Genomic DNA, 12,797 nt, shown 5'->3' on the forward strand with positions numbered 1-12,797 from the left:
AAACAGAATATACTTCTGTTTGGCTTTTTATTGTTAGAAAAACCTAATAGATTCGTCTATTGCCGTTTTTTACAAACAGCCACTCTTCATCGACATTTTTGCTAACCTTTTTCAATAAATTTAACAAGGTTTCTTTTTCTTTTACGGAAAGTCCAAGCAATGCAGCCTTTTCCGAATAAGCTTCTTCACGCTTTAAATAGTCATAAAGTGCTTCTGCTTTTTCAGTCGTATATAATCGACGAATTTTTTTATTCTCAGCATCGATTTCTTTACGAACTAAACCAGCGTTTACAAGTTTTTGAACAGATTTCGATACAGTTGTTCGGTCTTGTTTGACTAACTCTGCTATCGCGTCATTGATAATCCCCGGGTTCTCATAGATTCTTGTTAAGTATAGATATTGTTCTTTGTTTAGCTCTAATTCCTTGAACTCAACATTACTAATATATGATAACGAACGGGAAATGATTCCAATTTCTCTTAAAATCTCAGACATTTTTTACTCCTCTACAGGTAATAGATAGGTTTCCAAATTAAGCGTTTTAATTATTCTATCCAAATCTGCTACTTTCACCACCATTGTTTGATCTGGACGTCCTGGTGCGAATACTAATTTTTCATGTGTTAATAATTCTTCGTCAATAATCATTGGAACATGTGCTTCGTAGCCAAAAGGAGAAACTGCGCCAGACTTTTGTCCCGTTTGCTCTTCCATCACTTCTGCAGAAACGACGGATACTCTTTTGCCAATCAACTTACTTAATCGTTTAAAATCACTCTTTTTCGTCGTAAAAGTCAGAAAAATATAGTTATTTTTTTGCTTATCTTTTAAGTATAAACTTTTGGTCTCGGTGCCGGTAAAACCTTGCTCTGCTTTGACCACTAACGCATCTTCATTTGTGTAAATCGCGCGATGATCATATAGTTCGAAATCAATTCCAGCTTGACTAAATGTTTCTTCTAAATTAATCAAAATGATTCACTCCTTAAAATTGTAGAAAACTCTACATTAGCTAGCTATAAACTTACCGCTTTTTTGTTGAAAAATCAACATTTTTAATTGTTGGATTGGTGCTTTTTTTCATCTATGTTTCTAAAGAGCATAAAAAAAGGCTTGTTAGAGGTACTAACAAGCCTTTTTAGTTCTTCAGTCAAAAATTTTAAACTCTCTTTTTATATGTTTCCTACAATTTCAGTGAATCCATCTTTCAATTGCTGATTCTCAGTTTCTTTGAAGTATAAATAATTGTCAGGATTTCCTTGATTCTGACTCGTCACCAAGACCTTAGGAACACCTGCATCAATCGTAAAGAAATAAACATGCTTAGCCAACGATGCTTGCGTCTCCGCATCAGAATAGACCGCTACTAACGCACAACTAGCAGCTTCACCATTTTCCGACCAAGTTAAAGTGATTGGCACATTATTAACTGTCGCTTGCCAGCCATTTGTGTTAGCAAGAACTGTATCAGGAAGCTGTAAACCATATAAATTAACGTTATTTCCAGGACCATATTCTTTATAACTTTGTTTCATGGTTTCTCCCCAGCTAGCCATAAATGTGTTTAATTGTTGCGCTTTAGCCTTACTCCACAAAACATTCATCGCTTGACTTTCTCTAACTGAAGAACTATTGCTTTCCATAGTCATCTGCTGATTACTTGAAGTTGTAGAGACAGAACTTTTGCTTGTGCTCATTTCCGTTGCAGCAGTTGAATGTTCTGTAGAAGCTACCGTTGTTTCTTGACTAATTTTGGTAGAGGCGGACATAGAACTAACCTCTTTATTTTGTTGACAAGCAGTCAACAATAATGTTGTAAACAATAAACTGATGATCGACACTTTTTTCATTTTATAACCCCTCATAAAATAACTTTAATTTAATATTTAAAAGTTATTATAACGAACTATAACTATTACTACAATCACTTGAAAAAATAATCAGATTCGAAAAATATTTATAGCGTGACTACAATGATGCTATTTACATTTGTATCTTCCTCATGTCACTGTTACCACACACGCTTCTCTCTTCATCGCTCCTTCAAGATCAGAAATATGCCTTTCAAGATACTCTTACCTTTTTTCTCAAAAATATGTTAGCGTTTACTTATTGAAGGAGGTGACTTTCTATGAAAAATGTGAAAAAATTAAGTCAACAGAACTTAAACAAAATTTTAGGGCGTGGTTACCAAGGATTCACCCCTACTGGACCAAAACCGAGTGATTGGGAAATGGCTCTTGGAGGTACGACATTTCCGGTACAAGGAGCTTGCCCTTCTGGGTCAAACACAATAGGATATATTGGTGGTGGTCAGCATTTATGTAAAAAATATTAAGCGCCATTTTCTTCGTGGAAGGAGCGATTACGAATGAATTTATTTGATTTCTGGTCCCTCACTTTTGGCGGAACGACTCGTGATTCTTATGAAAAGAAAAATGGACAATTAAACCTCTTGCCCAGTTTCTTTTGGATTCTTTTTGTCGTTGCTGGTATGTTATTCCTTCACTTCCTCATTGGTTATTTTTGGAAGTAAAAAAATGAGAGAGATCCAACTAGTGAAACCGCCGACCAATTCCTAGTTGGATCTCTTTTACTTAAGGTGATTGTATGAAAAGATTATTTGATCAGTTATTTTTAAACTTCTTTTCCTTTTTCTTAATAGGTATGTTTTTCTTACTTCCTTTCTACTTATCCAAAAGTGATGTACGCGATTATGAAGCTTTCACACTTTTGCATACGCAAGGTATTATCGAAGATCGTGGTTCTTGGCAGAAAGTTACTCAAACTATTCGGTCAAAGAAAAATATACCTACTATTGAACAAGTAAACTATGCCGTACAACTAGCAAATCATCATAATTTTGCTATGGCGCTCAATACAGCAGCTCAACAACCCACAGTAGAAATCCTACCCAGTAGACATGATTTTCTGGAATTTTCTGTGATCACTATTCCATCAATCTACAGCAATCATAATGTGTTTATAAAAAATTATGTCAATACCTTATCAAACCTGATTGAAACTGCGGAGAAAAATATTGTACTGGATTTAACAAATAACACTGGCGGATCTAGGGAACCTATGATTCTTGGTGTACGCTCACTGATACCAGATGGGCAATTGTTCGATGAAGTTGATAAGTGGAAAAATCACTATCCTTTAATTTTGAAAAACACCCTCTTACTAGGTGGGATTTCTGGTAGTACATGGAATGGGTTCAATCATCTGACAGTTAATCCCACACCAAAAAGTTTAAACAAAAAAGTCGCCGTAGTTGTCAATCACAAAACGGCAAGTGCTGCAGAAAATGTATTAATCGCCCTAAAAAATAATCACAAGGTTAAAGTATTTGGACAACAAACAGCTGGACTAACCACTTTAAACGCAGCCAAATACTTAACCACTCGTCATAATAACATTCCATGGCTCATCAATTATTCCATTGGCTATATACAAAGTACAGCCAACGGTAATCAAAATCCAGCTTCTTATCCAAACGGCATTTTGCCAGATACGAAGTCTGATTTTACCTACTTGAATCAAGAAAACAAGCAATTAGTTCAGCAACTGCGCTCTTGGTTTAAGTAAAATCGAGGCTTTTCCTGTTAGATTTGACCAGTCGTAGTTGTTCTGAAGTATTACATTAAAAAAAATCAACTCATATAGCCAACGCCAACAAAAAGCTTTTTTAATTACTTTCTCAATGTTCGATGCAATAAAAATAAATAAAATATTTTTATTTCTCGAATACTTCTATCAGTATTCGAGAAATTTTATTATCAAAGACACGATGTTATAGTATCTATGTAAAGGATAATCAGTGAGAACTAGTTGTCGTTATGAAAATAATACAAGAATAGACTCATAAAAAGTCATTGATTAAAGGTAAAGGACTACTGAGTCCCGAAGCAAAAACTACTTATTTAATGAATAAGGTCAATCTTCACGTGTATTCCAATTGCTTTTTGATGGTAAGTTACGTTTACTTGAGTATCAAAAAGAAGATTGGTGGAAAGAATATCAATCACAATAAAAATTTTATTTAGCTCTCCTAAATTCTCTCCTAGAGTGATTCTATTTTAAGATTTTTCAGGAGATAATTTATAAAATCGAATGTAAACAAAAAGCCAAGAACGTTATAGTAACAGCATTCTTGGCTTTTTTTGTTCTTTTCCCTCACGGACCTTTCCAGCAAAGAGCCGTGTTTTCTACACGTCTCAACAGCTTCTAAATACTGGTATATCCACGTTCACAGTTTGAGACGGTACCATGAAATTCTAATGATTTTTCGGGATTAGTGTTAGTTTTCATCCAAATTACTACTTGTGATATCGCCAAGATTCTTTAATTAAACTAGCAATATACTCAATATTTTGATTATCTTTCATAATGATTTCGTAGTCACCATTTCCCCAATGACCGGTTTCACTTACATTTCGAGTTATATTCTCAGGATCATTTAATTCTCCATATTTTAGATTGATCCAAATTTTTAGAGCTTTCTTCTGAATTTGAATATCTGCTATATTACGTTTCATCTTAAAAGAATTATATAATTTGACTGGCTTGATTCGAATATTACTATCCCAACTTAAAATGATTTCCTTCAATTCCTCATATAATTCTTGAATTTCTGGTGATCCCTTTTGAATATGTTCTACTTCAGTGTATACTTTGATTTCTTTTGATAAACCTTTTTTGCTAACATCTTCCTGCCTAACTTGCTTGCTTGTCGAACTTTGTTTTGAATTTGTTTTACTCAATGTTTCTACATCTATCAATCCGTTTTCATATTTTTTAACTGTAACCAAATCAATAGGTAAATCAGGATTATTCACAGCGCCATATTGATAATTGGTATAATCATTCGCTACAAAAACAACTCGTGTTTGTGACCATTCAATTTCACTAATACGCTTTAGTCGATCTGGATACTGCTCATTGTACCTCAAAACAAACTCCCCTTTATGAGCTAATAATGAGTTAAGATAAGCATAACCTTGATCAATTACACTGAATCGCTTTCCTTTTTTGTATTCAATAATTACAAAACTCTTTGTTTCTTCATCATAAGCCACCGTATCCAGTCGAAAATCATCTACAGAAAATTCAGTAGCCACAAAGTTCAAATTGAACAGCTTTTCTAAGTTTGCTTCTACTAAAAATTGTAATTCTTTTTCTTTAGCAAATGGTACTTCTTGAATTTCTACCATCTCATGTTTATTAATGTGATAAAGAGCCATCAAAACACCTCCGTTTCTAATATATTTCATGTTGAAATTATCTAATAAAGTAGATTAGCTCAATTAGTTGATATAAACAAGCTAATTAATAATTTTAGTATTGTCATTAAATGAATCTATTGATTGAATTAGTGTCTGAAATTGCCTCTGGTTATCCAAATAAATTGACAATAGTTCCGAGACGTTTAAAAGGATCTTCCAGAAGTTGTGCTTTTTCTAAATAACCATCCTGAACAACATAATCAATAATTAATTTAATAAATTCTGATTATTGTGAGTTCAAATTTTATTAGATAAAAAATCGAAAATATTGCTTTGGCAGCATCATTGCCTAAGCCTATCAGCTCCCTTATTAAGAGGGCTACAGATTTTTCTCCGTAACTTTCTTTATACTGATCTTTTGAACCCAATTTCTCCCAGAGAACTTCTTCCAACATCTCCACCATATTTCTTGGTCAATGAGCGGTCGTGATGTAACTTGTAGATAGCAACGTTATCCAAATGTGTTCTAATATAATTTTCGACTTTCTCTTTGATAAAAAAATTTATCTACCGTGGAGCGTTTTAACTTTAAAATATAATACATTTACATAAATTATTCTGATTCATTTTACTCGTATAAAGCACGTACGTATCTCATATCATATAAAGTAACTAATACCTGTTTTTTTACCAAAGAAAATAAAGAAAACACAAAATAACCAAATAGAATGAATGAGCTAAATAAAAATAAAATTTAAAAAAATAACATCATTATTCCAGAGAGAATATCCTGATTTTTCTCATTTAGCTGTTTGATGAGTATTTTAGAAAAATCCTTAATATCTTTATCATCTATACCTTTTAAAATAATATCTGAAATTTTAGAATATATATTTAACAATAAGGTTGACACTAGAACAACTAATGTCACTATTACACCAACACATCATTCAGTAAATCTCTTAATATTTTTAACGCTTTGTTCTACCTCTTGAATTAAGTATTTTAAAGTGGCATCATTAACCAACTCGCTATTGTGCAATTTATATGCACAATTCCAATTGGATGATATATTTTGTCTATTTAGAAATTTCAACGTGATATAGCATATAACAAGTATTCCCAGATAAATTAGAGCCTCTATATCATCCTTATCATTTAGCACAGGTTGTCTAGTAATAGATGCCACAAAGGTCCAAGAAGTACATACTCTAGTTAAACAAATAATATAATAAAAAACCTTCATATCGATCCCAAAATACTGTTTTTTGTTCAGTATTTCTTTTTTTATAATACGATAGTACGAACTCACTACTTTTTCACCTTTCATATCTAATGAGTATGTTTACTACAGTTATATGTATATAAGTAAAGTGAAAAAATCTGCACATCTTCCTTTTTCACTTTAAAACAACTTATAAAAAAATAGTACCATGTGCGATGAAATATTAACATCGCCTTTTTGATTTTTTTCCATTCACCATACTACCCACAAAAAAGGCAGCCTAATTTTTGGCTGCCTAGTAGTTATGGTCTTTTTATTATTCGTTTTTCTCTAAAATACTCTTTAGAACAGGCATAATCCCACTGTGTAAAGTAGTGTGGCAATAACTTTGAGAATGTTCTAGTAGAAATCCTAATTTGAGGATAGGTAGATTATGTGCAGTATTTGAATATAAGCTTGTACCATAATAAGAACCTTCTATATGTGCTGTATAAGGCTGAATATCCTTCACCTTCTTGTTCATTTTTGACTCTTTAAGCTTCAAAAAATCATTATATACCGATAGAAAATCCATCAACGCAATTTAAAGCTTTTCATTTTTTTCTTTTAGCTCTGTGTCCTCTCTGATTGTTGCATGCGCGGCTAATCTAATTTCATTCCGTAAGATAAGATTATCTAGCCATTTTTTACAAAGTTCAAGATAAGTTTTCTGATAAAACACTGACAGTTTCACAGATCCAATTATTTTTAGATAATGAAAAAGCTATAATCCTTATATATCAAGGATTATAGCTCCTATAACAGTTTTATCCAACAGAGGCCCTTTCATCTCGTCGAATAAGGTTTGTCATAATAACAACGATTTGTATTCACATACAAACAGTTTGGTAATAAGCTAAATAATTTTAAATTCATAGCATTCAAAGACACAAAACTTATATGTTTTTTTGGAAATAAAGAATTTTAATTACTGCTTTGGAAATTAAAATTCTTTAACTTCCGTTACCTCATTTGTAGCAAAAAGATTTTACTCTTTTTCTGCTACAAACAAGCCAACTAAAAATCCAACTAATAGAATTCCCCAGAATATAAATCCCCAAAATGGTATATTATATCCTTTTAGCATTTTTATTATGATTAATAAAACCATTGTTGCTACAAAAATTTTACTACTCTTTTTGTTTAGAATTTTAGCCATAATTACATCCTTTACTTTATCAACATTTTTCCCAACACCAACCAGCACCATAGCCAGCTAAAACACCTGCACAAGCAAAGCATCCAACTCCAGCCGAGACGCCACAGGCAGCGGCACATGCTGCTAATGCGATAGTTGCTTGCCAGCCACCTAATAATTTAGTGACACAATTGGTGACACATCCGACAAAAGAACGAGAATTTAAATTAATTGTTTCTATCTGATTAGCGATAATCTTTTTGGTTTTATCAAATTTTTTAATAGTATAGATATCTTTATTAGTTTTTCCAGTAATTTCGAGATTTAGATGATTATTACTATATACATAACCAGTTAAGTTATTATCTACTGACCGTGCAAACACTGATCCTGTTTCTATACATTCCTTTTTATTGTTAAAAACAAAGTATAAAAAAGAGTTCTTTTCAACTGCACCACTCATATTAAATTTAATCAAATAATTGTTATCTTGTACTACAGAAACAGTCGATGAAGTCATATCAACTCCTACTTCACCAAATTTGAATCTTGCATTTGCCAATTCGTCTTGAAGCATATCATTAGATATAAGTTTTCTCCATTCTGATTGGTTTGATTTTAATATTATTGGTAAGTTTCCCAATAGCTTCTCACTATCAGTGATTCTTTCACTATTAACTTCTGCATATGTAATAGAGGTATTAATTAATACCACAGCCAAAATCCCACTTAGTAAAGCAATAATCGAAACTAGGCTTATTTTTTTCATATTATGCCTCCCTTTAAAAAATGTTCAATTTATTTTTTGATATGTAATTATTTATTTTTTCAAAATCATTTACGACATCCCATTTATTAATAACTTGGTTTTCTTTTACTAAAATAACTGTCGGGACACTCTGAATCTGCAGTTTACTTAATAATTTATTCATTTTTTTTTCATCTGATTTTCGAGCATCGTCAGTGTTATAGTACTTTAACGTATAATAGTTTTTCTTTGATATTTTCTCTAGCTTTGGTTGAACCATCTGACAATATGGACAAGTGGGTCTTCCAATGTAAATTAGATGCTCTTTATTTGATTTGACAACCTTTTCCAATCCTTGATTATCAATTTCTTGTATACCACTTGATTCTTCTATAAATAAAAAACTTCCCATACTGAAGATTCCGATTAATAATAAAACTATTACAAATTTATAAACTTTTGATTTTTTTTGCATTATGATTCCTACTTATAAGCATCTGGCATTACATGCACCAAATGTTCCACCTGCAATAAATCCAAGCCCCGCAGCACAAGCAAGACATGCAGCACCACCTGTTACTACACAAGCTCCCGCACAAGCTCCCAACACTAAAGTTGTTGCCCAAGATGCCCAGCCGGCTCCAGCTAAACAATCATTCATACAAGAAGCCCATTGTTTAATAGATTTTTTTTCTTTTTTATCGGCAACCCACTTGCTATTAGAGTATAGATGGAAAATACCTTCACTTTTATCAGTAATTCCTGTAATTTGGTTTTTAAATGTACCATTTACCATCGAAGTAGCAATTTTACTTCCATCATCCTGTTTAGTCGCCATAATTAGCATTCTATTCACTAATTTTTTGTCTTTATCAAATGTGAACAAATAAAAACTACCATCGGTAACATTAGTTCCCTTCAACTTGAATCCAATATTTACTATTGTTTCATCATTCGTTAATTTAACATTTTGTGTTTCCATCGAATTCATATCAATTTCAATTTCATTTTCACTACGAAACTTAGATATATCAATTTCTGCTAATTTAAAATAAGCTTTGTCTATACTATAGTTGTTGTTTCGAACTTCTACATTTTTTGGCATTACACCATTCATAGATGAATTTAGCGTGTCAGATTTTTTTTCAGAAGCTAAAACATTCCCCGCCTGTAAGACTATTAATGAAAGAAGTAAAACAGATAGAACTAAAGAAATATTTTTCATTACTTTGTTACCAATTAACATTTTTATTCCTCCTAATTAAAAGTTTTTTTTAACAAATTTATTTTACTATATGACATATCACTAAAGTTCAAGTATGTCACCATCAACGTTTTATCTGTAACTTTTGAATTTGGAGTATCAAAGTAAATTAATTATTGAATTTTTATCTATATTATTTTTTACCTTTTTATACAGCATTAAAGGTACTAAAAACACCTATATTCGGTTCGTCTCAATGCAAATATAAATAATGTATAGAATAAATTTTTCTCGTAAAAAGATTTGATTTATATGTATTAAGGCAATTAATGTTTGAATTTTGATTATTTGGTAAAAAATAATATGAAAATAATATTGATAGTGTCTTAAAAAATTGATTTTTAAACAAAATTAAAGGGATTAGTAATTAAATAACCTCAAGTCTATTGCTTTTTTTTATTATATACATTTTTCTCTCTATTACTAAGAGATTAGTTTTTATGTGTTAATACCTTTGAGAATAAGGGAAACAATGTAGGTAGTACACATATGAAAACATCACACAAAATAAATTATTATATAAATACTTACCACTAATATAACACCTCGTACTAATCAATTAAAACCAAAAATATAGAAAGATATCAACCAAGTGAAAAAATAATGAAATTATTAAATCAGAAATAAACAAGTTGATATATCTTATAGTTTGTTTAATTACATATTCAATAAGTAAAGATTTTCCTTACTAATTAATGATTCGTATACTATTTTTTTCAGGTAGTTTTTTGCTAATTTATCTAAACATTCTTTTTGTATCTACCAGCTGGAGTAGAATTTTTTCTCAAAAAGTAAACATACATGTCGTATTAATATCGAAAATAATAACTTCTACAGCTACGCTTTTTAGTAAATTCAAAAAATTTTTTTCATATTTCCTCTTCTTTATTAACTACATCAAATAAAATAATTGATGTAGTATAGTAAACATCGTTTTTTTCTACTCTATAAATTCCTTGTTTTTCTTCAATTAATTTTTTAACACTTATCAAACCTAATTGAGTAGATTTAGTTTTTTGGGGAATACTTATTGATGGATCATAGGTATTTCTTATTTTCAATACTAAATTATTTTTGATTACTTTGATATTTATTTGTATTTCTTTCTTTAATCCATCATCCATTTCAAAACAAGCATTAATGGAATTATCTAGTAAATTACCTATGATTACACTTATTACATCATTACCTAAATCAATTTTTTCAGGTATTAGAATACTATGACTAACAGTTATATGATTTTTTTCAGCATTTCCAACTTTTTCATTCAATATGTAATTTAAAATTTTGTTCCATGTATAGAATTTAACTTCTGATTTATCAGTCTGATTTATCAGGTTATTCAAGAAAATTTTAGCTTTATCTGTCTGATTATTCTCAAGTAATGCTAAAGTAGTTGTTAAACTATTCTTTAAGTCATGCTTAATTAATCGAATATTTTCAAAAGATTCTTCAATGTTATTGTAACGCTGAATTTTTTTCTCTATTGAATTTACAGTTTTCAATGAGATAATATATTTTTTATAATAATCTGAAATGTTATTAATAATAATAAAAACAGTAACATTCATAATAAAAATTGTAAGTAGGATGAAGAAAATCCATTTCTTAGAGAAATCCACATAATAATAATCTAGATATAAAATGCTAGCAAGTATTGATGAAGATAAAAATGGAATTGTCAATAACCATCTAAATACTTTAATTGGTATATTATTTTCTTTTTGTGTTGTACTTCTAATCGATGAATACACTATAAAGATTATTTTAAAAGTACTTGTCAAAAAAAATGCCACTAATAAAAATGTAATATCTCTTTTATTTACAAAAGAAAGTGAGTCAAGTATATAAAAACTAATTGCTTCTGAAATCATTGAATATAGAAAATACCTACCTAAAATAAAGTATACCTTACGATTTTCTGCTATGAAAATCTTAGATATATATATATTTATTACAAAGAATGTCCCCAAATTTAAAAAGTTAATAGAATTTGTATTTCTTAATAAGTAGTCTACAAAAATAATACAAATCATGACATTTATTAGTTTAAATATTTTAAGACCCGTAATTTGGATATCTGTTCTGAAAAGATACCAGCTTAAAATAGTTTCAACCAATACTGAAACTATTATATAAACAATGTTCATTAGAGCACCCTCTCAAATGCATCTAATATTTCGTGGTAAGCTAGTTCTCGATACTTTCTACTCAATGGTAACTCAATTTCGAGATTAAAATTATTCAAAAGAACAATTTTTGTCTTGCTAATCTTTTTTACAGTATTAATATTTATAATATATGAAGTATGAATTTGGACAAATGACTTGTTTAATTGTCTTAGTACTTTGTCTGTGTTCATGTAAAATGTTACTTCACGTCCTAGCTTATTATATAAAACTGTTTGGCGTTTTTTTTTTCGAAATATAATATCTCTCCAAAAGAGATAAAATGTTTTATATTATTTACCGAATAAATAAATTTTCTATTCTTAAAATTTCCAATAAAAGACATCTTGTCCATTAAATCAAAAAATCTTGTATCTGTTATTGGTTTCATGATATAGTCAAATGTTTGCACTTTAAAAACATCACTCATATACTCCTCAAAGTTAGTGACAAAAACAATAAAAGCACCCACATCATATTTGCGAATTATTTGCGCTATTTCAATACCATTTTTTTCATCAATCTCAATATCTAGGAAATAAATTGAGTATTCATTTTTATTATTTCTTATAGTATTAATCAGTGATTGCGATGTATTATAAATATCAATCTGAAAAGCATTATAACTATACCGATTGATCAGGTCTTCAATTTGCGTAGTAAATTCATTTGAATCATCACAGACAGCAATTTTAATCATTTTTTTACCTCTCTCTTCTTTATATTTAATTTCTCGAATCTGATACTAACTTTGTAAGATTAAGACTAAACTATTATAATATTATCTCCTTGTGTATCATTCCACATGTAACAACCTACAGTTTCCTCGTAACAAATAACAAACTTAATTTCGTTATGAAAACTTCTAAATATTAATATCCAACATGAAAAAATTCCGAACTATGAATGAAGCGTATAAGTGTCACTAGTATTTTGAACTAAAAAAGTAAACAGTTTATTTTTTTATACCGTATTCTACTGAAAAA

At 30.0% G+C, this 12,797-nt stretch carries 14 protein-coding genes; 3 read left to right on the forward strand and 11 right to left on the reverse strand.

Features of this window, described 5'->3' with window-relative positions:
* Window positions 1-43: 43 nt before the first annotated feature.
* The 3 genes from AC4BD1_RS10210 to AC4BD1_RS10220 all read right to left on the reverse strand — a co-directional run bounded on the left by AC4BD1_RS10210 (window position 44) and on the right by AC4BD1_RS10220 (window position 1,851).
* Complete coding sequence (locus tag AC4BD1_RS10210; RefSeq protein ID WP_206907336.1) at window positions 44-496, reverse strand: MarR family winged helix-turn-helix transcriptional regulator; 453 nt, start codon at window positions 494-496, stop codon at window positions 44-46.
* 3 nt (window positions 497-499) lie between these two features.
* Entirely contained in the window at window positions 500-973 is a 474-nt protein-coding gene (locus tag AC4BD1_RS10215; protein ID WP_490485570.1) for a YbaK/EbsC family protein, read from the reverse strand.
* A 200-nt stretch (window positions 974-1,173) separates the two neighbouring features.
* On the reverse strand, window positions 1,174-1,851 hold the full coding sequence (locus tag AC4BD1_RS10220; protein ID WP_490485571.1) for a DUF4767 domain-containing protein: 678 nt from the start codon (window positions 1,849-1,851) through the stop codon (window positions 1,174-1,176).
* A 281-nt stretch (window positions 1,852-2,132) separates the two neighbouring features.
* On the opposite strand from AC4BD1_RS10220, the gene AC4BD1_RS10225 reads away from it, so the two are divergent.
* The 3 genes from AC4BD1_RS10225 (at window position 2,133) to AC4BD1_RS10235 (ending at window position 3,592) form a co-directional block, all read left to right on the forward strand.
* Window positions 2,133-2,339, forward strand: a complete 207-nt coding sequence (locus AC4BD1_RS10225) for a hypothetical protein (RefSeq protein ID WP_490466443.1) — start codon at window positions 2,133-2,135, stop codon at window positions 2,337-2,339.
* Between the two features lie 33 nt (window positions 2,340-2,372).
* Complete coding sequence (locus tag AC4BD1_RS10230; RefSeq protein ID WP_206907341.1) at window positions 2,373-2,537, forward strand: hypothetical protein; 165 nt, start codon at window positions 2,373-2,375, stop codon at window positions 2,535-2,537.
* 74 nt (window positions 2,538-2,611) lie between these two features.
* Window positions 2,612-3,592: a S41 family peptidase gene (locus AC4BD1_RS10235; RefSeq protein WP_490485572.1), complete on the forward strand. Its 981-nt coding sequence runs from the start codon at window positions 2,612-2,614 to the stop codon at window positions 3,590-3,592.
* A 731-nt stretch (window positions 3,593-4,323) separates the two neighbouring features.
* Here the strand turns inward: AC4BD1_RS10235 and AC4BD1_RS10240 are convergent.
* The 8 genes from AC4BD1_RS10240 to AC4BD1_RS10275 form a co-directional block, all read right to left on the reverse strand.
* Entirely contained in the window at window positions 4,324-5,247 is a 924-nt protein-coding gene (locus tag AC4BD1_RS10240) for a DUF5655 domain-containing protein (protein ID WP_490485573.1), read from the reverse strand.
* Between the two features lie 2,234 nt (window positions 5,248-7,481).
* Entirely contained in the window at window positions 7,482-7,652 is a 171-nt protein-coding gene (locus AC4BD1_RS10245) for a hypothetical protein (RefSeq protein WP_490485574.1), read from the reverse strand.
* A 19-nt stretch (window positions 7,653-7,671) separates the two neighbouring features.
* Window positions 7,672-8,400 (reverse strand): hypothetical protein, encoded by a 729-nt coding sequence (locus AC4BD1_RS10250; RefSeq protein WP_490485575.1) that lies wholly within the window; start codon window positions 8,398-8,400, stop codon window positions 7,672-7,674.
* Between the two features lie 13 nt (window positions 8,401-8,413).
* Window positions 8,414-8,854 carry a thioredoxin family protein gene (locus AC4BD1_RS10255; RefSeq protein WP_490485576.1) on the reverse strand — a complete coding sequence of 147 codons (441 nt, stop codon included), beginning with the start codon at window positions 8,852-8,854 and terminating at the stop codon, window positions 8,414-8,416.
* A gap of 12 nt (window positions 8,855-8,866) precedes the next feature.
* The gene (locus AC4BD1_RS10260) at window positions 8,867-9,625 is read right to left on the reverse strand and encodes a hypothetical protein (RefSeq protein WP_490485577.1); all 759 of its coding nucleotides are present in this window, start codon (window positions 9,623-9,625) and stop codon (window positions 8,867-8,869) included.
* Window positions 9,626-10,512: 887 nt separating this feature from the next.
* Window positions 10,513-11,793, reverse strand: coding sequence for a GHKL domain-containing protein (locus tag AC4BD1_RS10265; protein ID WP_490485578.1), 1,281 nt, complete (start codon window positions 11,791-11,793; stop codon window positions 10,513-10,515).
* On the reverse strand, window positions 11,793-12,074 hold the full coding sequence (locus tag AC4BD1_RS10270) for a LytTR family transcriptional regulator DNA-binding domain-containing protein (protein WP_490486030.1): 282 nt from the start codon (window positions 12,072-12,074) through the stop codon (window positions 11,793-11,795). Before AC4BD1_RS10270 ends, AC4BD1_RS10265 begins: the two co-directional genes overlap by 1 nt.
* Window positions 12,026-12,511, reverse strand: a complete 486-nt coding sequence (locus tag AC4BD1_RS10275) for a LytR/AlgR family response regulator transcription factor (RefSeq protein WP_490485579.1) — start codon at window positions 12,509-12,511, stop codon at window positions 12,026-12,028. The genes AC4BD1_RS10270 and AC4BD1_RS10275 overlap by 49 nt, the downstream gene beginning before the upstream one ends.
* Window positions 12,512-12,797 lie beyond the last annotated feature (286 nt).

The organism is Enterococcus sp. DJ147D b, assembly GCF_058216655.1.